This window comes from Bifidobacterium asteroides, assembly GCF_019469425.1.
In the GTDB taxonomy this organism is placed as follows: Bacteria; Actinomycetota; Actinomycetes; order Actinomycetales; family Bifidobacteriaceae; genus Bombiscardovia; species Bombiscardovia asteroides_I.
Genome location: NZ_CP048272.1, coordinates 464053 through 487991, shown reverse-complemented (window position 1 = coordinate 487991; position 23939 = coordinate 464053). Strand labels below are relative to the sequence as shown.

At 60.6% G+C, this 23939-nt stretch carries 22 protein-coding genes and 1 pseudogene; 9 read left to right on the top strand and 14 right to left on the bottom strand.

Annotated features, from left to right (window positions below; translation table 11 throughout):
- Window positions 1-2: 2 nt before the first annotated feature.
- Window positions 3-728 carry a type 1 glutamine amidotransferase gene (locus GYM67_RS01840; RefSeq protein WP_220236863.1) on the bottom strand — a complete coding sequence of 242 codons (726 nt, stop codon included), beginning with the start codon at window positions 726-728 and terminating at the stop codon, window positions 3-5.
- 91 nt (window positions 729-819) lie between these two features.
- On the opposite strand from GYM67_RS01840, the gene cysS reads away from it, so the two are divergent.
- Both cysS and GYM67_RS01830 read left to right on the top strand, forming a co-directional pair.
- Complete coding sequence (cysS, locus tag GYM67_RS01835; RefSeq protein WP_220236862.1) at window positions 820-2397, top strand: cysteine--tRNA ligase; 1578 nt, start codon at window positions 820-822, stop codon at window positions 2395-2397.
- Window positions 2398-2401: 4 nt separating this feature from the next.
- Window positions 2402-3412 carry a LacI family DNA-binding transcriptional regulator gene (locus tag GYM67_RS01830; protein ID WP_220236861.1) on the top strand — a complete coding sequence of 337 codons (1011 nt, stop codon included), beginning with the start codon at window positions 2402-2404 and terminating at the stop codon, window positions 3410-3412.
- Between the two features lie 23 nt (window positions 3413-3435).
- On the opposite strand, the gene GYM67_RS01825 is transcribed toward GYM67_RS01830, so the two are convergent.
- From GYM67_RS01825 to GYM67_RS01790, 8 genes are all read right to left on the bottom strand, one after another.
- Entirely contained in the window at window positions 3436-4560 is a 1125-nt protein-coding gene (locus GYM67_RS01825) for a glycoside hydrolase family 172 protein (protein ID WP_258561544.1), read from the bottom strand.
- Window positions 4561-4659: 99 nt separating this feature from the next.
- On the bottom strand, window positions 4660-5541 hold the full coding sequence (locus GYM67_RS01820) for a carbohydrate ABC transporter permease (RefSeq protein ID WP_220236859.1): 882 nt from the start codon (window positions 5539-5541) through the stop codon (window positions 4660-4662).
- Window positions 5542-5561: 20 nt separating this feature from the next.
- Window positions 5562-6497 carry a carbohydrate ABC transporter permease gene (locus GYM67_RS01815; RefSeq protein WP_024627639.1) on the bottom strand — a complete coding sequence of 312 codons (936 nt, stop codon included), beginning with the start codon at window positions 6495-6497 and terminating at the stop codon, window positions 5562-5564.
- 31 nt (window positions 6498-6528) lie between these two features.
- On the bottom strand, window positions 6529-7839 hold the full coding sequence (locus tag GYM67_RS01810; RefSeq protein ID WP_220236858.1) for an ABC transporter substrate-binding protein: 1311 nt from the start codon (window positions 7837-7839) through the stop codon (window positions 6529-6531).
- Between the two features lie 286 nt (window positions 7840-8125).
- Window positions 8126-8581 (bottom strand): hypothetical protein, encoded by a 456-nt coding sequence (locus tag GYM67_RS01805; protein ID WP_220236857.1) that lies wholly within the window; start codon window positions 8579-8581, stop codon window positions 8126-8128.
- Window positions 8582-8600: 19 nt separating this feature from the next.
- Window positions 8601-9545, bottom strand: a complete 945-nt coding sequence (locus tag GYM67_RS01800; RefSeq protein WP_258561543.1) for a carbohydrate ABC transporter permease — start codon at window positions 9543-9545, stop codon at window positions 8601-8603.
- Between the two features lies 1 nt (window position 9546).
- Window positions 9547-10473: a carbohydrate ABC transporter permease gene (locus GYM67_RS01795; RefSeq protein ID WP_220236856.1), complete on the bottom strand. Its 927-nt coding sequence runs from the start codon at window positions 10471-10473 to the stop codon at window positions 9547-9549.
- Entirely contained in the window at window positions 10470-11729 is a 1260-nt protein-coding gene (locus GYM67_RS01790; protein ID WP_220236855.1) for an ABC transporter substrate-binding protein, read from the bottom strand. Before GYM67_RS01790 ends, GYM67_RS01795 begins: the two co-directional genes overlap by 4 nt.
- Window positions 11730-12041: 312 nt before the next feature.
- Between GYM67_RS01790 and ffh the strand changes: the two genes are divergently transcribed.
- The 5 genes from ffh to rimM all read left to right on the top strand — a co-directional run bounded on the left by ffh (window position 12042) and on the right by rimM (window position 16151).
- On the top strand, window positions 12042-13658 hold the full coding sequence (ffh, locus tag GYM67_RS01785; RefSeq protein WP_220236854.1) for a signal recognition particle protein: 1617 nt from the start codon (window positions 12042-12044) through the stop codon (window positions 13656-13658).
- Between the two features lie 29 nt (window positions 13659-13687).
- Window positions 13688-14650, top strand: coding sequence for an endonuclease/exonuclease/phosphatase family protein (locus tag GYM67_RS01780; RefSeq protein ID WP_220236853.1), 963 nt, complete (start codon window positions 13688-13690; stop codon window positions 14648-14650).
- A 171-nt stretch (window positions 14651-14821) separates the two neighbouring features.
- Window positions 14822-15280: a 30S ribosomal protein S16 gene (rpsP, locus tag GYM67_RS01775; RefSeq protein ID WP_220236852.1), complete on the top strand. Its 459-nt coding sequence runs from the start codon at window positions 14822-14824 to the stop codon at window positions 15278-15280.
- Window positions 15281-15315: 35 nt separating this feature from the next.
- Window positions 15316-15549, top strand: coding sequence for an RNA-binding protein (locus GYM67_RS01770; protein WP_015021362.1), 234 nt, complete (start codon window positions 15316-15318; stop codon window positions 15547-15549).
- Complete coding sequence (rimM, locus tag GYM67_RS01765) at window positions 15546-16151, top strand: ribosome maturation factor RimM (protein WP_220236851.1); 606 nt, start codon at window positions 15546-15548, stop codon at window positions 16149-16151. Before GYM67_RS01770 ends, rimM begins: the two co-directional genes overlap by 4 nt.
- 106 nt (window positions 16152-16257) lie before the next feature.
- On the opposite strand, the gene GYM67_RS01760 is transcribed toward rimM, so the two are convergent.
- Genes GYM67_RS01760 through GYM67_RS01750 form a run of 3 tightly spaced genes read right to left on the bottom strand, consistent with a single transcriptional unit; the run spans window position 16258 to window position 19279 of the window.
- The gene (locus GYM67_RS01760) at window positions 16258-16962 is read right to left on the bottom strand and encodes a LutC/YkgG family protein (RefSeq protein ID WP_045935029.1); all 705 of its coding nucleotides are present in this window, start codon (window positions 16960-16962) and stop codon (window positions 16258-16260) included.
- Window positions 16959-18464 (bottom strand): LutB/LldF family L-lactate oxidation iron-sulfur protein, encoded by a 1506-nt coding sequence (locus tag GYM67_RS01755; RefSeq protein ID WP_258561542.1) that lies wholly within the window; start codon window positions 18462-18464, stop codon window positions 16959-16961. The genes GYM67_RS01760 and GYM67_RS01755 overlap by 4 nt, the downstream gene beginning before the upstream one ends.
- Window positions 18461-19279, bottom strand: coding sequence for a (Fe-S)-binding protein (locus GYM67_RS01750; RefSeq protein WP_220236850.1), 819 nt, complete (start codon window positions 19277-19279; stop codon window positions 18461-18463). Before GYM67_RS01750 ends, GYM67_RS01755 begins: the two co-directional genes overlap by 4 nt.
- Window positions 19280-19627: 348 nt before the next feature.
- Here GYM67_RS01750 and GYM67_RS01745 point away from each other — a divergent pair, with 348 nt between their 5' ends.
- Entirely contained in the window at window positions 19628-20644 is a 1017-nt protein-coding gene (locus GYM67_RS01745; RefSeq protein WP_258561541.1) for a YdcF family protein, read from the top strand.
- Between the two features lie 30 nt (window positions 20645-20674).
- On the opposite strand, the gene GYM67_RS01740 is transcribed toward GYM67_RS01745, so the two are convergent.
- Window positions 20675-22078, bottom strand: coding sequence for an MFS transporter (locus GYM67_RS01740; RefSeq protein WP_220236849.1), 1404 nt, complete (start codon window positions 22076-22078; stop codon window positions 20675-20677).
- Between the two features lie 281 nt (window positions 22079-22359).
- On the opposite strand from GYM67_RS01740, the gene trmD reads away from it, so the two are divergent.
- A complete protein-coding gene (gene trmD, locus GYM67_RS01735; RefSeq protein WP_220236848.1) occupies window positions 22360-23310 on the top strand; it encodes a tRNA (guanosine(37)-N1)-methyltransferase TrmD in 951 nt (316 codons plus the stop codon).
- Between the two features lie 23 nt (window positions 23311-23333).
- Here trmD and rsmD read toward each other — a convergent pair.
- Window positions 23334-23939: pseudogene (gene rsmD, locus GYM67_RS01730) on the bottom strand (16S rRNA (guanine(966)-N(2))-methyltransferase RsmD); the annotation flags it as partial.

The following is a 23939-nucleotide window of genomic DNA, read 5'->3' as shown; positions in this document are numbered from 1 at the left end:
CCTCAGGCGGCAGCCAGCTGAGCGGCCTGGGTCGAGCACTTGGCCGCAAAGGCAGAGAAGATTGCGTCGGCCAAGGGTTGCATCTGTGGCAACCCTTTCATAAAATCGTCACGCATTTTAGCGATCTTGGACTTCTTCATCGTGCCGACCATGCTCGGCACCTGCATCCACTCCTCGAAGATGGGCGCCGTCACCTCCAGATGGAATTGCAGGCCCAAGGCTGATCCGAGCCGAAAAGCCTGAACCTTGGTTGCCTGGGAGCGGGCCAGGAGCTTGGCACCCGGCGGCAGGGTGACCTGGTCGGCATGCCAGTGCAGCACATCAGTGTTCTTGCTCCACATGGCCACGTCGTCGTCCTGCCCCACCCAGCGGATCGGGCCCATACCGTATTCCGGATCCTGGTTCCTCATCAGGGTGCTTCCCAGGGCCCGCGCCAGAATCTGATGACCCAGGCAAATCCCCAGAATGGGCTTGTTGGCAGCCATCGCCGCCTTGGCAAGCTTGGTCTCCGCCTTGAGTCCGGGGTGATGCTCATAATCGTCAGCCGACATGGGCCCGCCCATGATAACCAGTCCTGCCAACTCGCGCGAGCGCGGCAGCTCGGGCTTTTTCTCGTCCACGATATTGGTGATCTCGGTGTCCAGCCCGCACTCCTGAAGATTGTCGAGAATGCAACCCGGCTTTTCCCAATCCACATGCTGAAGCACCAGCACCCTAGGTTTCGCCATGATTCCATTCTTGCACACATGCCGTCGGACCGGGTTCACAGGCTCGGCATTTCCCCTTGGACAGTCAGCAAGCCTTGGTAGGCTCAAGGATATGGATACGAGTTCGCAACCGCATGATTCCAAGGCTTCAGTCAGCCTGGCCGCAGCTGGTCTGCGTCTGTATGACACGGCTGATCACCAGGTGACTCCCTTCAGACCCATTGAACCGGGCAAGGTCGGCATCTACGTGTGCGGGGCCACAGTGCAGAGCTCGCCCCACATTGGCCATATCAGGACCACGCTGGCCTTCGACATAATCCGCCGCTGGCTGCTCAAATTGGGGTACCAGGTGACCCTGATCCGGAACGTGACTGACATCGACGACAAAATCCTGACCAAGGCAGCGGCCAACGGCCAGCGCTGGTGGGAGCGGGCTTACATCTACGAGCGCGAATTCACTCATGCCTACGAGACCATGGGAGTTCTGCCGCCCACGTACGAGCCCAGGGCCACCGGGCATATCCCCCAGATGATCGACCTGATTCAGCGCATCATCGACCGTGGCCACGCCTATGTGGTGCCCGACGAGCACGGCCGCCCATCAGGCAACGTCTACTTCGACGTGGCCTCTTGGCCTGAGTATGGTGCCCTGACCCACCAGCAGACCGGTACCCAGCCCGCTGACGAGCAGGCCGCCGCCAACGACCGACTGGGGCCCAGCATCGACATCGATGGCCAGAATGCCGACACCGATGAGGAACCCGGCAAGCGCGACCCCCGCGACTTCGCACTTTGGAAGGCGCCCAAGCCCACCGATCCGCCCACGGCTCGCTGGCAAACCCCCTTCGGCACAGGTCGGCCGGGCTGGCATCTGGAGTGCTCGGCCATGAGCCACCGCTATCTGGGTGCGGATTTCGACATCCACGGAGGCGGCCTGGACCTGCGCTTCCCCCATCACGAGAACGAGATGGCCCAGTCGCACGCGGCAGGCTGGGGGTTTGCCCATCGATGGATGCACACGGCCTGGGTGACTCAGAAGGGCGAGAAGATGAGCAAGTCCCTGGGCAACGGGCTGTCAGTAGACCAGGTGCTGTCGCAGCATCCAGCCTGGGTGGTGCGCTACGCCTTGGTCTCGGTGCAGTACCGGTCCATGCTGGAATGGTCCGACCAGTCCCTGCAGGAGGCCGAAGGCGCCTACGAGCGCATCCGTAACTTCGTGGACCGGGCCGGGCGGATCCTAGGAGCGCAGCCGGAGCGTGCCCGCGTGGCGGGACTGAGCGCGGATGATCTGCCAGAGGACTTTGTGCAGGCCATGAATGACGACATCAACGTTTCAGGCGGTCTGGCTGCCCTCTATGCACTGATCCGTCAAGCCAACGCGGCGATGGATGCCAATTCTGAAACGCTGGGCCGGAAGTGGCTGGCCAATGCCCTGCTTCAGGTCAGAGCCATGCTGGACGTCTTCGGACTTGATCCACTCGACCCCCACTGGGCCAAGGCTGCAGCCGACCGTGACAATCGGGCCATGAACACCCTGGATGCCTTGGTAGGCCAGCAGTTGCAGGAACGCGAACAGGCACGAAAGGATCATGACTTCGCCCGTGCCGATGCCATCCGGAGCCAGCTGACGGCTGCCGGCGTGGCCGTGGCGGACACACCAGCTGGCAGCACCTGGGACCTGAGCCGCTGAACCCATGTCCGACATACGCGACGTCGCCAGAAGGGCCGGGGTCTCGGTCAGCACAGTATCCTATGCCTTCTCCGGCAAACGTCCCGTCTCTCCGGAAACCTACCAGCGGATCATGCAGGCCGCCGACGAACTGGACTACGCCGCGGATGCCGGCGCCCGGATGCTGCGGGCCAAGCGCAATCAGATCGTCGCCCTAAGTGCCCCCCTGCGCCCCGGGCAGAACCGGGCCTCCTACGCGGATTACTTCATCGAGATGGCCAGTTGCGAGCACGCTCGCGGCTATGATTCCCTGCTGCTGACCGCTGAAAACGGCGTCGAAGATATTCGGCGGGTCGCCCGTAGCAATCTGGCCGACGGGGTGGTCCTGATGGATCTGGTGGACGATGACATCCGCGCCGCCCAGGCCGCCTCATACGGACGCCCCTGCGTGGCCCTGGGAGTGCCTCGGCAGCACACAGCCTGCGCCTGTGTGGATTTGGATTTTGATCTAATGGGCCGCATGGCGGTGGAAGCCATGGCCCGAGCGGGACGCAAACGCCTGCTCTTTTTGGAGGATCTCGAAGGCGAATACCAGCGCGGGTCCGGTTTCCGTCTCATCCTCCTACGCAGTCTCAAGACCTGGGCCCGCCGCCTGGGAATGGATCTGCAGCTTCAGCCGGGACCTACCGGCAGCGATTTGGCCTACACCCAGCAAGTGCTGGACATCATCCATCACGGCCGCATTGATGGCCTGATCGGACAGATTCGCCCCTCCCTGCTGGACACCGTGGTGGTCCGCATGCGCTCGGACGGCGTGAGCATTCCCGATGACGTGGCCGTTCTGTCCTGCGCCGCAGGCAAGGTCAGCCCTACTCTTGAGCTTCAGGGCATATCTGAGATGCCACTTACCCCCCGCTCACTATGTGCCAAGGCTGCAGATCTGCTGACCCAAGCTGTGGAGGAGGGGGCTTCCCTGGCCGGTCGAGTCCAACTGGAACGCCCCAGGCTGATCGACCGCGCCTCCATCAGCCGGTAGAAGCAGGAGTTCCCCAGAGCTGCTCAGCGGGGCCGACGGTCCCGCTCACCCGTCTCCAGCACATTGTGCGGGAAGGGCTGGTGGGGCTCCTGCTGATACCAATAGGCCACGCTGGCCAGGTCGTCCTGACGCTCGAAGTAGCCCTGCTCATCCACGCCTATCTGTTGCAGAGTCACCCTGATGTCACTGTTGAAAATGATGGGGTCGGGAATGTGCCAACGGTAGAACCCCCTGGTCACCGGGGTGTCAGCATCCCAGTACTGGGATTCGCGGTTGTCCAACTGCCTGGAGCGGAAGGGAAATCCCATATAGGCCCCGCTGTAGGTGACCTCGCGCATGCGACCATCCGGATCCTGCCCGGCAAAGCTCCAGGCACCGCCGAAGTAGTCCTCGCTGCCCGTGGAGCACCAGGTGGGATAGTCCTTGTCCCCGTCCAGATAGACCTTGACCTCACCTTCGCCCCACCAGCGGCTCTCCAGAGCGGTCAGAGCCAGATAAGTGCCCACGTAGGAGCCCCGGCCATGCACCCCATCCAGGATCACGTAGTCCTGACCCAGTTCGGTGACCCGCTGACGGCGCCACTGGGCATGGAAGGTCATGACCTCCTCGGGCAGCTCGTCCTTCTCCACATAGTCAATCTGGTAGAAGAAGGCCTCAATGGGTTCGTTGTGCCGGTTGCACAGGACAATCCGGGCCCCGTCGTGGAAGGGCATGGGCCAGTAGCAGTTGAAACCCTGGCGCGGGTAGACGGCCACAGGCACAGACTCCACCCTGCAGGCTTGGGCATGGCCGCAGCAGAAGAAGTCGCCCAGAGGCACGCAGACGGAGGGTGTCTGTTCGCCATCCCAGTAGCATTCCAGGATCAGATTGCGCAGGACGTTGGGCCCGGTGGGCGAGGTGGCATCGGTCACAGTCATCCAGATATGGCGGATTTCGCCTGCGCCGGACAGGTCGGCCAGAACCATGTCCTGCCCGGGAGGAATGTTCTTGAGGCAAGGGGTCCCCTTTCTGGATGGACCGAGATTGCTGGCCGTCATAGCTGCACTGCCCTTGCCCCCCCGAGGGTTCTCGGCGTTGATGCAGCGGGTGCGGTCTGTGGATGGGCGGGTCAGCGCCTCAAGACCGTTGGTGATGTTCGGCATGGTCATACCCATGGTTGTGGTTGCCTTTCATATTCGGGCCGCTCGCTCCCCTCCTCCGCCTTCTTGCGGCGGGCGGCCATGTTCAATGTACTTGTGCAACGGCGATTACTTGACAGCGCCCGCTACTATCCCCTGCGAGAGCTTCCTCTGGAAGAAGATGAAGAAGATGATGGTGGGGATGATGCTGAGCAGGGAGGCGGAGGCCAGGTCTGTGGCAGCCATGGTGTGCTGCCCCTGCATGGTCGCCAGGGCCAGCGGGATGGTCTGCGTCTTCTCGCTCATCAGGAAGGCCATGGGGATCATGTACTCATTCCAGGTCCAGATGAAGAAGAAGACGAAGAGGACGCTGATGGTCGACCAGGACACCGGCAGGACGATCCTGCTCAGGATCTGCCAGCGCGAGGCCCCGTCGACGGTGGCTGCCTCCAGGATGGCCTGGGGGAAGGTCCCGTAGACCGAGGAGAGCAGGTAGGTGCCGTAGGCGCTCTGGATGATGGTGAAGATGATGATGATGGACCACTGCGAGTTATAGAAGCCCATCCATTTGAACATGACGTAGAGCGGGTAGAGCAGGGCCTCCTGGGGGACCATGTTGGCCAGCATGATGAACAGGAGGATGACCGTGTTGCCCTTGACCCTGCCGATGCCCAAGGCGAAGGAGTTGAGGACCGAAAGCAGAACTCCGACCACGGCAACCACCAGGGAGATCAGCAGGGAGTTGCCCAGCTTGAGCGGGAAATTGCTCTTGTTCCAGAAGGAGATGATGCCGTCCATGCTGAAGTGGGCGGGCACGGACAGGGGGCCCGTGGCGTTGTAGTCTGCCGTGGTCTTGAAGGCGTTCAGGACCAGAATCAGCAGGGGGAAGAGCATGATTACGGCTCCGGCGACCAGCAGGATCAGACCGGCCCAGTCCCCCCAGGTGCGGATTCTATGGGCGTGCCGGGCGGACACCCCGGTGTCGGCTTGCAGTGTGGCTTGATTATTCATGATGTGCTTCCTAGCCTTCCTCAGGCGATGCTCTTTTGCACGCGCTTCTGCACGATGGTGAAGACGATGGAGAAGATGACGATGACCACGGTCAGGGATGTCGAGATGGCGGCGCCGTAGCCCACCTGCTGCACCTGGAAGAACTGGTTGTAGGAGTAGTAGGAGGGAACCATGGTGGAGGTGCCGGGCCCGCCCTTGGTCAGCAGATAGACCGGGGCGAAGGTCTTCAGAGCGCCGATGGTGGAGGTGAGAATGACCACCAGCAGCTCAGGAATGATGGAGGGCAGGGTGATGACGCGGAACTTCTGCCACCAGTTGGCCCCGTCCAGGCTGGCCGCCTCGTAGAGCTCGGGATCCACCCGCTGCAGTCCGGACATGAAGATGACGATGGGATAGCCCAGCTGTATCCAGATCAGGATGACCATGAGGATGGGCAAGGCCGTCGTGGTCGAACCCAGCCAGTTGTGGGCCAGGCCGCCCAGGCCGATCTTGGTCAGCAGGTCGTTGACCGCACCGTCTTCAGGCCGGAAGATCCAGCCCATGATGATGGTGGCCACGGCCACAGGCAGAACCTGGGGCAGGTAGTAGAGTGCCCGCAGGGTCGAGGAGGTGTGGGGGCCGAACTTCTTCTGGATCACGTCGGTCAGAGCCGAGGAGATCAGCAGGCCCAGGACCGTGGGAATGATGACAATGGCCACGATGATCCAGAGGGTGTGGCCGAAGGAGACCCAGAAGGTCGAGTCGCCCATGAGGCGGCGCCAGTTGCGCAGACCCACCCATTTTGTCGGCCCCACCCCCCTCCAGCGGGTGAAGCTCAGGTAGATGTTCCAGAAGATGGGCACGATGACGATGGCCACGATGCCTATCAGACCGGGAATCAGATAAGGGACGAACCGCGAAGGCGCGCTGCCCGGGATGCGGGACTGCGCCTTCTTCCTGCTATGTGTGTCAGACATGCTTGTACTCTCCTTGGCGGATTGACGCAGCTCAGTCGTCATCCAGATCGAGCTGGGCGACGCCGTCGTCGTAGTTCTTATGCAGGGTATCCAGAACCTGGTCGGGGCTCTTGGTGCCGTTGACCAGCTCTTGGAAGGCGGCCGGCATGGCGTCGGTCAGGTTGGGCGCAGGGTAGTCGGGATAATAGCTCATCCGGCTGGCGTCCGAGGCTTTGGTATATTCATCGACCAGATCACGGCTCTTGGGGTTGGTGATGGCGTCCGTATCGGCCGCCACTGGCACGCCGCCCTTGTTGCCGATGTAGTTCTGAACCTCCTTGGACAGGACCACGTTGATATAGCGGGCCGCAGCATCCTTACGCCGGGATTTCTGCGGGATGACCAGCAGGTTGCCCGCGCAGCCTTCTACCATCTTGGCCCCTGGGAAGATGGATGCCGTCCAGTCGAAGGCCTTCACCTGTTCCATGAAGCGGGTCTGGTTCCAGGTGCCGGTCTGGTAGATGGGATAGGTCCCCTTGATGAATGCCGTGGTCGTGTCCTCGGCCTTCATGCCGGTGGCGTTCTTGGAAATGTATCCCTTGTCGATCCAATCACGGATGGTGTTGGTGGCGAAGGTCAGCGGCTTGCTGCGCCAGTTGACCGGATGCTTGTAGAGCTGCCAGTCGTCGACGAAGCGGGCATCGGCCTTGGTCATGGCCAGCTGCCACCAGAGCCAAAGCACCCCGTATTCCTGAGCATCGGCCGCTATGGGCGTGACCCCGTGACTCTTGAAGGCCTTGAGGGCAGCCACGAACTGGTCGAAAGTACGCGGAATGGGGATCTTGTACTTGGCAAAAAGGTCCTTGTTGTAGTAGACCCGCTGCATCTCCGCATAGGAGGAAACCCCGTACCAGGTATCCCCGTCCATGACGCCGCGCTTATCGTACTTGCCCACTGCTGCCGCCTGGCCGCGCACCTTCTTGTCCCAGCCGTACTTCTGCACATAGGGCTTCAGATCGGTCAGCAGCTGCAGGGTGGACAGGACCCCGGCCGAGCCGTTGCCTCGATTGGACTCCATGACGTCCGGGGCATCGTCCGAGTTGAGGAACTGGCTGCCGTTCTGGGCAATCTGAGTGAAAGACTTGACCTCGAAGTCCACCTTGATGCCGGTCTGTCGGGTAAAGATATCGGCAGCCTTCAGCCAGCCCCGTGCCTGCCCGCTGCTGGGCTCCTCGTAGTACCAGATCTTGATGCTGGACGGATGGGCTTCCTGGGGAGCATCGCCTCCCGATCCGCAGGCCGCCAGTGGCAGGATCGACATGGCCAGGGCCAAGGCCGCCCCGATCCCTCTTCTGATCTTCATGATGGCTCCTAACTTCCTTGCATCCTTGCATCCAGTTATTGCGATTCAACTTGTCGAAAGGTTTCGACTCCGGGCGGATTGCAGGGTACCGACCATCTCCGTCGATGCACCCGAGATGTCGAATCGTTTCGACTCAGTATAGAAGCCGGCCATGGGTCATGTCAACAGGCGCGCAGAAGAAGACTGCCGCAAAACCAAGAATCCCTTCCCATTGCCCGATGGCTGCGGACAGTGGGAAGGGATTGGAAGCGCAGCGATCAGGGGCGCCGCATGCCCCAGGGGCTGGTCACCTTCGACCCGACGAGATCCGGCGGATGGTCTTGTTCCTGGCCACATAGGCGACAAAGGCCAGAGCATAAGCGATCAGCGAAAGCCAATCTGCCGTGGCCAAGGAAAAGACCATGCAGAAGATCATCCAGTACTGCACTCCCCGAATAATCGTCGAGGGCCGCATGGCCCGCAGAGCCACAATGAAGGAGACCGCCCCAAGAATGAGCAGCAGAAAACCGTAGGACTGGGCCACGGTGGCCGCGCCGTTGACTGTGGCCATGTCGTCGGCCAGACGTCCGGCCCGGCCGAGGATGGCATAGCCCTCATCCTTGAACCAAGGCGAGTAGATGAACATAGTGACCGAGGCCATGATCACGTTGATGGCTGCCGCCACCAGGAGGATGATTTTCTCGGTCCTTCTGCTAGCTACGCCCTTGCTCGCCAGATGATCGCTGCGGTTTTCCTTTGCCATTGTTGCCGCCTTTCCTGATTCAGCCCTTGAGGCCCGAGGTGATGTTCAGCGACTGCAGGAAGTAGCGCTGGGCGAACACGAAGAGCAACAGGGTGGGGATGATGGCCAGGCAGGTGGCCGCGCAAAGCGTGCCCATCTGGTTGTACTGCATCATCTGGTTGCCCAGCAGCTGCAGGCCGGCCGTGACCGGGGTCTTCTTGATGTCATTGAAGACCAGGGTGGGCCAGAGGAAGTCGTTCCAGGCGCCAGTGAAGGCGAACAGGAAGATCACGATCAGGATTGGGCGGATGGAGGGCAACATGATGCTACGGAAGATGCGGAAGTCGCCGGCACCGTCAATCTCGGCGGCCTCGTCGATCTCCTTGGGGATTCCCTTCATGAAGTTGCGCACCAGGAAGATGTTGGCCACGTTCCCCAAGCCGGGGATGATGCAGGACCAGTATGAGTTGATCCAGCCGAAGGTGGCCACGATGCGGTAGGAGGGAATCATGTTGACCACGCCCGGGAACATCGAGATGAGCAGGAGGACGAAGAAGAGCGTGTCCCTGCCCTTGAAGTTGATGCGGGAGTAGCCGTACCCAGCCAGGGCCACCACGCAGACCGCCAGGATACCGTGCGACAGCGAGATGATCAGCGAGTTGCCCAGCCAGTTGAAGACAGGGTAGGAGGCCGAGGCCTGCAGCAGTGTCAGATAGTTGACGGTGACCCAGTGCGCAGGCAGGAAGTTGTAGGCGTTCTTCAGGAACTCCTGGGGCGACTTGAACGATGTTGTGATGGTGTAGACCACAGGAATGATCCAGACTACAGCCAAGACGATCAGCACCGCATAGACGGCAACCAGCGAAGGCTTGAACACTTTGTGGTGGTTTTCGGGCACGTCCTCGCCGCCGGGAACCGTTGCGCTGGGGCCAGGAGCCTTGAGCCCCTTGCCCAGAGATGACATATCAAGGGTTGCCGAACTCACGTCAGTCCTCCTTGTTCATGAAGAATATCTGCACCAGGGAGATCAGCATGAGGATGATCCCCAGCAGCAGGGCCATTGCCGAGGCCATGCCAGCGGCCGAAGGCCCCTGCGGGAAGGCCAGGTTCCTGATGTCCATCAGCAGCACCTGCGAAGTGTATGCAGGACCGCCGCCGGTCAGCATTTGTGGCTGACCCCAGACGTTGAAGGCGCCGCCCGTGGTCATGATGGTCGTATAGAAGAGCGGCAGCTTGATGGCTGGCAGGGTGATGCTGAAGAACTGCCGGATGGATCCGGCGCCGTCCACCGAGGCCGCCTCGTACAGATCCTGGCTTACCCCGGACAGGGCCGACCGGTAAATGATCAGGTTGCCGCCGATGCCTCCCCAGAGGCTAAGGACGAAGATGGCGATCCAGGCCCAGGGCTGCTTGCCCAGCCAGTTGATGTCCCACCGGAAAGTGGTGTTGAGCAGGCCGAACTGGGAGTTGAAGACCAGCCGCCAGACCAGAGCGCCTGCGGCCACTGATATCAGCCCGGGCACGTAGAAGATGGCCTGGAAGAGCCCCACTCCCTTCAGGTGCTTGGTCTGCAGGGCGCAGGCCAGCAACAGGGGGACGACGATGGTCAGGGGCACGCTGATCAGCACGAAGATGATCGTGTGCCACATGTCCCTCCAGAAGATGGAGTAGAAGTAGGTGGACTTGTCGAAGATCAGCTTGAAGTTGTCCAGGCCGACCCAGGTTGGGGAACCGACCAGGTTCCACCTGGTGAAGGCCAGGTAGATGCCGAAGAAGATCGGGATGACTCCGAAGACGGCGAATACCACCATGTGCGGGGCGATGTAGGGGAAGGCATGCCAGAAGGACTTCTGTCCCAGCGGACGACGCTTGACCCGTCCATCCGTGACTGCGGTTGTGCCGTGTGCGCTCATGATTGCTCCTGAATCTGAATCTGGCCCTGGGTCATCAGATCAAGCGTCTTCAGACCTTCCTCCAGTGAGATGTTCCGATAGACGATGTCCATGAAGGATCCCCACCCGGCTGTGGCATAGCCGCCATATATGTAATTGGATGTCTTGATCCATTGCCGCTCGCGCTTGTCGTTGGTGAAAGAGGCCTGAATGAGCTTCTGGTATTCCGGGTTGTTCAGGTCACGGTAGGCCGGCGATATGGATCCCACGTCCGACCACATCATCCAATGCTTGTAGACGAAGTCCACGAAGTCGGCAGCCGCTTTGACCTTGGCCTCGGGACGATTCTTGTCCTTGAGCTGGAGCCAGTTCTGCTGGTACAGGAAGTTGGAAGGGTGCTCGGTACCGTACTGGAGGGTGTTGATCTCGCCAACCTTGTCCTTGCCCAGGGTGGAGGACATGTTGCCCTGCGCCCAAGTGCCCAGCATGCCAAAGACCGCATGCCCAGAGGCGAAGACCTGCTCACCGTCGCTGTCGATGGGCGAGAGCATGCCCTGGTCGTTGAGGTCGCGCAGTGCCTTGAGCGGCTTGCGCCAGCCCGGACCGGTCATGTCCTTGACGCCATCCTTGATGTTGCCACCGGTGCTGTAGAGCAGGGACATCATGGCCCAGGGCAGGTTGCCCAGGCAGAGCCCGTAGACGTCCTTGGGCAGCTTGCCCTTCATGGAGGCAATCTCATCGGTGGTGACCAGCCGGTCGTCCAGGATATAGTCCAGGCCGTACTTGTGGATCAGATCCTTGTTGTAATAGATGGCCATCTGGAACATGTACAGAGGTATGCCGTAGGACTTGCCATTGACGACGGTGTTCCGCCAGGCCTGCGGCAGGAAGTTCGATTCCTTGAGCTCCGGGTGGTACTTGGTCCACACCGACGAGGGGTTGAGCAGCCCCTGGCTCTGCAAAACCGAAGTAGAAAACGAGTCGTTGATGACCAGATCGGGGATGTTCTTCCCGGTCTGCATGACGCTGTAGATCTTGGTGGTCAAATCTCCGCCGTTCATGGGCTGGAAGACCACCTTGTACTCAGGGCTCTGTGCATTGAAGACCTTGATGATTTTCTGCATGGCCGGGCCGTCATCGCCGGTCAAACCATTCCAGAAGTAGATCTCCTTGGCGGATTGATCACCGCCGCCACAGCCTGCGGTCGAGACCACCATGCCGCATATGGCTGCCAGGCTTAGCAACAGCCTGAGCCAACGTCGCGCAAATAGGGGCATGTGGGTTCCACCTCCCCCGTGTCTTTCTTCCTTGAAGACACTCACAATCCCTCTTGCTCCTCTCGATGGGACCGGCACACCCGTATGCCGGCAACCCTGCATCGTTTCTTCAGAACCCGTCGGCCCCTGGGCATCAAACATCGATGCCCAGCGAGCCGGACCGACCGGTTCATATTAATTTGCAACGTTGCAAATTCAGGGTAACACGCCTTTTGCTACTGAACAAAATCGTCGTTCCATATATCAGAACCAGCTAGAGGCCCTAAGGAATCAACAGCCAATCTCCCGGCTGACAGGTAGACTTGGGACACTATGGCAGCATTTTCATCTTTGACCGATCGGCTCTCCCAGGCCTTCACCCATCTGCGCTCCAAGGGGAAGCTGACTGAGGCCGACATCGATGGCACAATCCGCGAGATCCGCCGCGCCCTCCTGGATGCCGATGTCTCCCTGGATGTGGTGCGCTCCTTTACCGGACGCATCCGGGAACGCGCCCTGGGCGAGGAGGTCTCCAAGGCTCTGAACCCAGCCCAGCAGGTGGTCTCCATCGTCTATGACGAACTGACCGACATCTTGGGCGCGGGAGTGGACCGACCACTCAATTTCGCTAAGAACCCACCCACAGTCATCATGCTGGCCGGCCTGCAGGGTGCAGGCAAAACCACGCTGGCCGGCAAGCTGGGCTACTGGCTCAAGGATGCCGGCCACACCCCACTGCTCGTGGCGGCCGACCTGCAGCGACCCAACGCGGTCACCCAGCTCCAGGTGGTCGGCGAGCGCGCCGAAGTGCCGGTATACGCACCCGAGCCGGGCGTGCAAACCAGCGGATCCGAGCTGGCGGCCCCCGGACAGGTCACAGGAGACCCCGTCAAGGTGGCGGCCGACTCGATCAGGGTGGCCAAGGACAAGCTCTACGACGTGGTCATCATTGATACGGCCGGACGGCTGGGCGTGGATCAGGAGCTGATGGAACAGGCCCGCAATATCCGCGATGCCGTCCACCCCGACGAGATCCTCTTCGTCATCGATGCCATGATCGGCCAGGACGCCGTCGCCACAGCCAAGGCCTTCGACCAGGGCGTGGACTTCACCGGCGTGGTCCTATCCAAGCTGGACGGCGATGCCCGCGGCGGCGCGGCCCTGTCGGTGGCCTCGGTGACCGGCAAGCCCATCCTCTTCGATTCCAACGGCGAAGGTCTCAAGGACTTCGAGGTCTTCCACCCCGACCGGATGGCCTCCCGCATTCTGGATATGGGCGACATCCTGACCCTGATCGAGCAGGCCCAGCGTCAGTTCGACGAGGAGGAGGCCCGCAAGGCCGCCGGGAAGATGTCCGAGGGCAGCTTTGGCTTGGACGACTTTCTGGAACAGCTCCAGCAGGTTCGCAAGCTGGGCTCCTTCAAGAGCATCCTAGGCATGATCCCGGGCATGGCCCAGCACCGCAAGGAGCTTGAACAGTTCGATGAGAAGGAAGTGGACCGGACCCAGGCAATCATCCAGTCGATGACTACCCAGGAACGACGCGACCCCAGCATCATCGACGGCTCACGTCGGGCCCGGATCGCCTATGGCGCCGGCACTACGGTCTCAGCTGTGAACGGCCTGCTGCAGCGGTTTGAGCAAGCAGCCAAAATGATGAAGCGGATGACCAATGGCAGCCGTTCAATCCCAGGCATGGGTGGCATGGGCGCTGGCGGCGGCAAGAAGGGCAAAAAAGGCAAGAAAGGCCGCAAGGGTTCCCGTTCAGGCAATCCCATGAAGCGTGAGGCCGAAGAAAAGGCTTTACGCGAGCGCCTGTCCGGCAAGGGCAAATCCTCCGGCGGCTCGGCCTTCGCTAAGCGCCCTCAAACTCCGCAGATGCCTGAAGGCCTGCCGGACCTGCCCCCCAACCTTGGCGGCGGACTGGGCGGTCTCTTCGGCGGCCGCTAACCCCTCCCTCATGCAGGAGACAATGGCACGTGAACACGCTTCTCTGGATTCTCTTGGGTCTCATCGCCTTGTGGATGGCCCTGCGCTTCCTGCCTGCCGGAGCTGATTGGCACCGCCCCCTGGTAGAGCTGATCGCCCTGATCGACCTGCTGACCGCTCCCCTGTTGGCCATACTGATATGGACGGTCTTCGCACACGCCTGGCCCCAATGCCTGCTGGCGCTGATAGAACTCACTCTGGCCAGCTGCCAGCGTCTATGCTACCGACTGCCTCCAGCAGACCGGACCAGTCAATCATCTTCCGACCATGGACTGAGCGTCATGACTCTGAACTGTCGCTTCGGCCAGTCCAATCCTGAAGAGGTCGTGCGTTGCGTGCGGGCCTATGGAATAAAGGTACTAGCTCTGCAGGAGGTAGAGGGGAAGCTGCTGGAATCGCTTCAGGCTGCAGGTCTGGATCGGCTCCTGCCCTACCTGACACAGGGAACTGCGAGCCCTGACGACAATGGCGGCCAGAACGCTATCCTTTCAGCCACGCAACCCGTCAAAACCTCGCCATCGGCTCTGGACCTTCCGGCGGCTGCAGTACCTCTAGTCGAGCTCAAGACCAGCTCTGGACCGATCCGAGTGGCCAGCGTCCATCCCAAATCACCCCAACGAGGTGCCGGACAGTGGGGTTTGGGCATCGCCGCACTGGCCAAACTGACCCATCCGCCTGTACCCACCATCGTCATGGGCGATTGCAACGCCACCCTGCAACATCCGACCTTCCGGGCTACGCTGGCCAAATCCGGACTGCATGACGCATCTTTGCACCTGAAAGCCGGCAGCCATCCGACCTTCCCCTCCGCAAGCGCGCTGCCGCCGTTGATCGAAATCGACCATATTTTGACGGACGGCGGCCTAATTCCGCAATCCATGCATGCCCTCAGGATTCCCGGCAGCGACCACCGAGCGCTGGTGGCCCGGTTGACTCTGCCTCGTCGGCTCTGAAATCCTTACAGGCTCACCACCCGCCATATCCCACGGTGGAGGTATACTTTTGTTGTTATTCATGTCCGGAGGAGCCCTCTCATTCCGACGGCCGTGAGGAACACGCCAGGAGCGCCACCATGCCCCACATGGAGACGCCGCCGGGCACACCAAGTACCAAGGAGAGCCGTTTTGGCAACCAGAATTCGTCTGAAGAGAATGGGCAAGAAGTTCTACCCCTTCTACCGCGTGGTCGTGGTCGATTCCCGCAAGAAGCGCGATGGCAAGGTCATTGAGGAGATCGGCACCTACGATCCCAACACCCAGCCTTCTTCAATCAAGATCGACTCCGATCGCGCCCAGTACTGGCTGGGTGTGGGCGCTCAGCCCAGCGACCCTGTTTTCAACCTTCTGAAGATCACCGGCGACTGGCAGAAGTTCAAGGATCTGCCCGGCAAGGAAGGCACTCTTAAGGTGCCGCAGGCCGAGGTCGACGCCCAGGCCCGCATCGAGCAGGCACAGAACGAAGCCCAGAAGCTCAAGGCCGCCAAGTCCGAGGCTGACGCCAAGGCCAAGGCTGAGGCGGAGAAGGAAGCCCCCAAGGCCGATGAGTCGGCGGATGCCGCCCAGGCCGAGCAGGCTGCTGAGTAAGGCACATTCACTGAGGACTGGAAGGACCGGCTATCATGCTTGCACAGGCTGTTGAGCACCTGATCAGGAACATCGTGGACTTCCCCGATGACGTGTCGGTCAAGTCCCACGAGAACTCTCGCGGGGAGTTGTTGCGGGTGCGGGTCAACCCCGAGGACATCGGCCGCGTGATCGGCAGGGGCGGCAGGACCGCCAACGCCATCCGCACCGTGATCCAGGCGTTGGCCGACCACAAGGTGCGCGTCGACATCATGGACGTGCGCCGGTGAGCTCCAGCCGGTCCGCCAATCACGACCCGCAGGGTCCGGACCCTCAGCAGCGAAGGTTGCTGAGGGTCTGCCGTATCGGCCGCGCCCAGGGGCTCAAGGGCGAGGTCAACGTATATGCCTGCACCGACGAGCCTGAGCGTCGCTTCGCCCCCGGCTCCCAGTTGCAGACCAGGGACGGTCAGGTTTTCACGGTGGTCTCCTCCCGCCGCTTCAAACAGCGTTGGATCGTCCTCTTCCAAGGAGTCGAAGACAGGAACGCCTCCGAAGCATTGAACGGCATCGAGCTGTATACCCAGGCCGATCCAGCAGAGGAGCTGGCGCAGGAGGATGCTTGGTACCCCGATGATCTGATTGGGCTCAAGGTTCGCATGGCTCCGGGCAACTCACTGGGTGAGCCCTCCGGACGAGTGGTCGGCCAGGTCAGCGACGTGCTGGACGGCGTAGCCCAGCAGCAGCTGCAGATCCGCATGACCGTCGAAGACGGCGACGAGGAGACGGAAGGGCTGATACCCTTCGTCGAAGCCTTGGTGCCCCAGGTTGATATTGAAAACGGGTATGTGGCCATCGATCCGCCTGGAGGACTTCTGCCTGGCCTGGGCTGACCCCGTCTCTTAACAAGAAGGTAGGTGGGGAGTCAGCGGCTCGAAGAAGGACGCTGACTCCCCACCTGCGGGAAATGCACCTGCCGAAGCAGGAAATGATATAGAGCTACATATCTTCAACCACCAGATATGTCATATCCAGAGGGCCATGCACGCCCACCACGATCACCATTTCGATATCGCCCGTGTTGGAGGGGCCAGTGATGAAGTTGATGTTGGAGGTCTTGAGCTCTCCTGAAACCAGGGCTGGATCATAGTAGTCCATGGCCTGCCGGGTTCGCGGCAGGATCTTGGACTTGCGGATGATGCTCAGATAGTGCACCGGGAGGAAGTGGAAAGCACGACCCTGACCAGGAGTGGTTGCCACGGTGATGGTGCCAGACTCTGCCAGCAGGAAGTCCGCAAAGGCAATCGCCGTACCAGATTCGTCAGCAGTCCTGATGTTCTCCTCGCGGCTGGCCCCCGGCTTCCAGAAAGTGGCAGGCGGATTCAGGCCATCCCGCCACTCCTCCAGACCGAAGTCTGCGAACAGGTCGGAGGTGGGCAGCATCACATGGTCGCTGTCGTCCTTGCGCGAATCGATGAACTCGTCCAAGGCAGTGGGCAACCCGGCCTTGGTGCAGGTGCGGAAGTCCACATGGACGGCCTCGCTGCTCTTCCGGGCGATCTCCAGCAGCTCGTCCTGGGTGTGGCCAGACAAAGTGGTCTCCGGCAGATCGTTGACCGGCACCAAAGGATGGTCCTTGAGCTGGTGGCGTGGTCTGCCGCTCTTCTTAGCCAGGTAGTCCAGGAATACCTCACGATCGGTCATGCCTGCTGCTCCTTCTTGTGATGAGCGAACCAGCTGCGGAAGTTCTGCCCGTGCTTGGGCGGATCCGGCAGATCACGAACCTTGGTCCAACCGCCGAAGACGAAGGGCATCCATTCCACATGCCGATCGCTGGCGAAGAGGTTCTTGGCCGTTTCCGGCTGCTTCTTGGATATGGGCGTCAGCATGGTGTGATCCACCCCTAGGGCGGTACGGAAGAGCGAGGAGTGGCCGGTTCCCAGGCCCATGACCCTCATGACGGTGTCGTCAATCAGATTGGCCTTGGACTGGTCGTCCATCATGATCCTTCTGTGCTCGATCATGAGCTGATGCAGGGGGATCTTGACCGGACAGGTGGCCGTACACGCGGCGCACAGGCTGCAGGCGTAGGGCAGGTCTCCGAAATCGTCGTAGCCGCCATCCAGCACCGGCGAGAGCACCGAACCCACAGGACCGGGATAGATGGATCCGTAGCCGTGACCGCCAATGTGCCGGTAAATGGGGCAGACGTTCAGGCAGGAGGCGCAACGGATGCACTGGAGGATGGGCTCGAAAACCGTTCCCAGAGCGTTGGAGCGCCCATTGTCCAGAATTACCACATAGACATCGTCCGGCCCGTCCGACTCCTGGCCGGTGCGTGGTGCAGTGTAGGTCAGATAGGAGGTCAGCTTCTGGCCGACAGCGGACCGGGCCAGCATGTTGTCCATGGTCTCGGCCTCTTTCATGGTCGGCACCAGACGCTCCATGCCCATGACCACCACCTGGGTCCTGGGGATGCACATGGCCAGGTCGGCGTTGCCCTCGTTGGTCACCAGGTTGATCATGCCCGTGTCAGCCACGGCGAAGTTGCAGCCGGTGATGCCCATGTCGGCCTCAAGGAAGTGCTTGCGCAGAACCTTGCGCGAGAATCGAGCCATGTGCTGAGGATCGTTGTCGCCCTTGTAGCCCAGCTTCTTCTCGAAAACCTGACGAACCTGTTCACGGTTCTTGTGCAGGGCAGGGAAGACCAGATGCGTGGGCTGGTCCCAGTCGTCCTCCTCCAGGATGAACTCGGCCAGGTCGGTCTCCAGCACTTCCAGGCCGGACACAGTCATCAGCGTAGGATCCAGGTTGATCTCGCTGGTCACCATGGACTTGCTCTTGACGACGTGCTTGGCCTTCTTCTCGATGGCGATCTGCTTGATGTACTGGGCAGCCTCATCGTCGGTCTGAGCGAAGAAGACATGGCCGCCGCGCTTCTCTACATTGTCGGCGAATTCCTCCAGGTAGTCAGGCAGGTAGCGGATGACGTGCTGGCGAATCTGCTCGCCCAGGTCGCGCCACTGTTCCCAGTTGCCCAGCTCCTGACGGGCGGCCTCCCGCTTGATCCACTGCGCATCCTGGGCCTTGGCCACGGCCTGTTGGGCAAATTCGTCCTGTTCGGACTCTTTGACCCTGGTCAGGAAGGGAGCCTTGCTGGTCCGCAGATATTGCGCAGCCTTCTTGCCATTGACCATGCTGCTCATACCAGAGCCCCCTCTTCTTTGGCAGCCCTGAGGGAACCCGCGGCCCCATCGCCTGCAGAGCGGCCTTCCACATACTTGACGCGACTCATGTCCACGTTGTGATTGAGCACCTCAGCCAGGTGCATGATGGTGATCTTCTCGCCACGCCGGTTGAAGCGGCCGCCGATGTTCATCAGACAGCCCGGATCGCAGGAGATGAGGACGCTGGCCTTGGTGCTGAGCACGTCGTTCACCTTCTCATCCACCATCTGCTTGGAGATCTCAGGCTCCTTCATGGAGAACATGCCGCCGAACCCGCAGCAGTTCTCGATGTGCGGCAGGGGGATCATGGTCAAGCCCTTGACATGGTCCAGCAGAACGAAGGGGCTGGTCCGTTCCCCAAGCAGCCGGGTCATGTGGCAGGAGCGATGATAGGTGGCCACAGCGTCAAGTTCGGCGCCCGCATCCAGCACACCCAGCACCCGATAGAGAAACTGTGAGAACTCATAGGTCTTGTCAGCCATGGTCTGGGCCTTGGCCGCGTAGACCGGGTCACTCTTCAGATGGAAGGGCAGCTCCTTGAGCATATTCACGCAGGATCCCGCCGGGCCCACGATGTAGTCGGCATCCACACTCAGCAGAGCATCCACCTCGTTGCGCATGACCTGCATGCTTTCCTTGACATATCCGCTGTTGAAGGTGGGCTGGGCGCAGCATATCTGCTCCTTGGGAAGATAGGTGTCGCAGCCGAACCGCTCCAGCACCTCCACCATGGCCTTCCCCACGTTCGGAAACATGAGGTCCACCACGCAGGTGGAGAAAATCACTACTTTCATTACCACACCTCTCTACAGCCTTGTACGCCAGGTCCGGACCGCCTCCGGATCGTGCAGGAGCCCAAAACAGCTTCCGCCTCTCAACGCATCGCTGCCTTGCGACTGGCCATGCCCATGCGGTCACCGATGTGCAATCCAAAAGGACCCCTCAGCATCATGATATCGATCTGTGGTGCGCACCGTCGGGAAACACCCACACTCATCCTCCAAGGTGTGAGATTTACCACTTATATGGTACCACGGCTGTCAGGGAACCTCTGGCATGTCAAAGATAGGCGCCGGCTGGCTGATTCGCTACAGTGGAAGCAGACCCTGCGCGGCCATTCTCGTGAAAGGGGCAATCGGCGCATGTCCAACCACCTGCAACTCCTCCTGCTCTATGCACCCGCCATCATCTTCGGCCTGCTTTTCCTCTGGGATCTGCACAAGGAACCACGGCAGTTCCGCAATGCCATCTGGCTCCTGCTCCTGCTGCTGTCCCTGGGCGGAGCGCTTCTTCTGCAGTTCGGGATGCGCTGGCTGATCCTGCCCCTGGTCATCCTGCTCATTGCCTCTCCCCTGCTGGTGATCTGCTTCCTGTTGGCCAACACGGCCATCGTCATTCGACACGAGGGAATCTCCCTGACCACTCTGTTGCCCGGACTGCTAGCACTGGCCGTGGTGGCCTACATGATCCTTTCACCCCTCTTGGCTGGGTTTGGCGCCCCCTCATGGATGCAGAAGCTGGCTGGGCTAATCGACCTAGAAGCCACCTGGTTCTTCTTCTCCTTCCTGGCCCTGCTGCTCTATTCCAGCTTTTACAGGCTGCTGCCCCGCAAGCGTCGCTACGACTACATCATCATCCATGGAGCCGGTCTGCGCGGCGAAGAGCCCACGCCCCTGCTCCGGGGACGGTTGGACAAGGCTGTAGACCTCTGGAAGCGGCAGGGACGGCTGGGGCGCTTCGTGGTCTCCGGCGGGCAAGGCCCCGATGAGGTCATCAGCGAGGCAAGGGCCATGGCTCAGTATTTGCGCAACTCATGCGGGGTGCCAGCCGAGGCCATCATCATGGAGGACAGGTCAACCACTACCTTGGAGAATCTGCGTTACTCCAAGCAGATCCTGGATGACCGCTACAAGATGGGCACGGGGCCTGAACATTACCGGGTGGCCCTGGTCACCAGCGACTACCACGTCTTCCGGGCCAGCGAATACGCCAGCAAAGTGGGACTCAATGCCGACGGAATCGGCTCGCACACCAAGGGCTACTACTGGCCAACTGCATTCATCCGTGAGTTCGTAGCCATCACCCGCATGCACTGGTGGCCCTACCTGGTCCTTGCACTAGGCTGGGCCGTCTGGGTCGGCATCTCATTGCTGAATTAAAACCATTGGTCTTTCAGAAGGAGTCGGAGGTCATACAACCTGAGCCCCACCCTTATCCTGACTGGCCAGGCTGTGCTCCAGGAACCAGGCCACCAGGAGGATGACCAGGACGATGAAAAAGACGAAAGCGAAAGCCCAGACAGCTCCGAACTGGAAGGCTTGAGCGCCGGCATGAATCCCTCTGGCCTTTGGCATGCCGGTGATGATGGCAGCCAGGACGCCGGTCGAAGCGGCGCCTGAATACTGTTGAAGGGTGTTGAAGAGCGCGTTGCCGTCGGGCACCAGTTTCGCTGGGACATGCTGCAGTCCAACCGTAAGCAGGTTGTTGAAGACACAAGCCTGACCGACCATGTAGCAGGCGTAGAGAAGAACCATCAGCGGAACGGACAAATGCCGACTGAGAACCAGAAAGCCTAAGGCCGAGAGGAAGAAGGCAGCGCTTCCCACAGCCAGCAGTCCACGCAGGCCATGACCGTCCAAATAGCCGCCTGTGACGGGCTGGCAGAGGGCCGAAAGCAGGCTCCCCGGCAGCAGAAGCAGACCTGCGACGGTGGAGGTTTCTCCCAGGACGGACTGGGCCATGTTGGGCAGGATGAATGTCAGGCCAATCTGGACGAACTGAACCAAAAAGTAGAGGATCAGGGCAGGAGCAAAGATACGGTTCCGAAAAACTGCGATGTTGATCAGGCTGTAGCGCTGATGCGTAAGGGTCCAGATCCCTGCAACCAGGGCCAGAACACCGATGAACAGGGACAGCCAAGTAATAGGACCGTGCACATCCAGGGTGCTCAGACCCATGGTGAGACCAGTCAGAAAAATACCCAGAAGAAGAAATTGGAGCCAGGCGAAAGGACCGACATGGGCGCTCTCCCTGTCGACTGATATGAGTGCTATGACCCCGAAGATCAGCTCTATGGGCAGCACGATCAGAAAGATGGCTCGCCAAGACAAGGCCTGGATAACGGCTCCGCCAAAAGTCGGGCCCAAGGAGGGCGCCAGGGCCACCGCCATGCCGGCGCTGCCCACGTAGCGACCCTGAACGTGAAGAGGGACCTTCCTCATGATTAGGGAAAACACCAGGGGAAGGGCTATACCAGTGCTAATGCCCTGCAGGAGGCGTCCCGCCATAAGGACGGGAAAGCATGGAGCGAGGATGCACATCAGGTCACTGCCCAGGAATATCCCCACGCTGGCAAGAATCAAAACGTGGGTCGTGAATGAATGCTCCAGCCAGGCGGCAGCCAGAACCGTCAAGGCCACCACCAGCAGATAGCCGGTGGTCAGCCATTGGACCGTACCCAGCCCAGTTTTGAAGTACCGGGTCATCTCCGGAAAGGTGACGTTGAGCGAGGTCTCCAAGAGGACCCCGCAGAAAGCGAGCCCGGCAGTGCCGGCAATCAGCAGTCTTGTTTTCTTATCAACATGGTCGACCATGGACCGTCCGCTCCTCACGCATCAGACTGTTCGCATAGCCATCACCACGGATCCGTACGGCATGGCATCATCCGATGCCGCTCTCATTGCTGTTTGCGCAACGGTTATAGCTCTCTGGCTGCGTTGATGACATCTTCCAAAGCGGCGCCGGGCTGACAGCCGCATGCTGCGACGAGCCGGTTCGCCTCCACAACTTTTGAAGACCCAGCCAGTGTAGCACCCGCAGACGTACCGATCCGCGTCCGCTACGGACCTAAACAGGCTTAGGTAGAGTTGGTGACATGCAAATCGATATCGTCTCCGTCTTCCCCGAGTATTTTGACATAACTGGACTCAGCCTGCTGGGCAAGGCCCAGGAGAAAGGCCTGGTGACCATACGCGCCCATAATCTGCGCGACTGGACCCATGACGTGCACCACTCCGTGGACGATACGCCGGTGGGCGGCGGAGCAGGCATGGTGATGAAACCTGAAGTCTGGGGCCGATGCCTGGACGATTTGTTGGGCATTCCAGACCAATCGGCTCTGCAACAAGCCACCACGGACCAAACAGCCAACACTGCTGATGCCGAAGAACAAAAAGAAGCGATGAAGAGTTCCGGCGAGAAAAGCGATGGCGTAGCATCCCAGACAGATACATCTGCAGACAGCCACGAGGCTGGCATGACCGAACCAGTCCTGATCTTCCCCAACCCATCCGCGCCCCTGTTCACCCAGGCCGATGCGACCAGGCTGTCACAGGCGAAGCGGTTGGTATTCGGCTGCGGCCGCTACGAGGGCTACGACGCACGCATCCCCGACTACTACCGAAACAAAGGGGTCGATGTCCGAGAGTACTCCATCGGCGACTACGTGCTCAATGGGGGCGAGGTGGCAGTCTCGGTCATGCTGGAGGCCATCACCCGTCTCCTGCCCGGCTTCATGGGCAATCCTGACTCCATCGTGCAGGAGTCCTACACCGGGGACGAGCCGCTGCTGGAATATCGCCAGTACACACGACCCACCACCTGGCGGGGTATGGCCGTGCCCGAGATACTGACCAGTGGCGACCACGGAAAGGTGGACAGATTCCGACGCGATGAGGCCATCAGGCGAACCAGTCGAATCCGTCCCGACCTGATCGCCCGATTGGACTGCTTCACTCTCGATAAGCATGACCGCCGTCTCTTGGAGGACCTGGGCTGGGATACACGGGAAACCCATCCGAGGCCTCTAAATGAGCCGTCAAATTGATAAGTCATACAATACAGGGATAATCAGCGGGCCGTCATATAGTAGACTGCCGTTTCCCCGTAGATACGAACCTGATCAATGACCCATCCTTCAGGAGCCGTGGGCGGCGGAGTGCGTGTGGATCGCTCCAGAATGATCATGCCTCTATCGTCCACCATTGCTCGGGCGGTCAGGCCGGTCACAATGCTTTGGCAGTCATCCCTCGACAGATCATAAGGCGGGTCCATGAAGACCAGGTCGAAGCAGGCCTCGGACAGACCGACATCCTCATGACCGGAAGAGAGAGGACGAACAAAGCGCTCGGCACGGTTTCTGCTGACGCGAATATCCATGGCTTGATCCCAGGCAGGATGATGGCGCAACCCTGCGGCCGAACGTGACAGCACTCCGGCAACACGACCAGAAGACTCCACAGCCACCAGGCTCTGAGCACCGCGGGAGAGGGCTTCGAATCCCAAAGCCCCTGTGCCGGCGAACAGGTCCAAGACCCGAGCGCCGGACAACAGGCCTTCGGACTCCAGATGGGAGAAAATAGCCTCCTTGGTCCGATCGGTGGTGGGCCGGGTGCCTTTGAGGGCTGCGGGAATGGGGAATCCCTTGAAGCGGCCGGCGATGATGTGCATATGGTC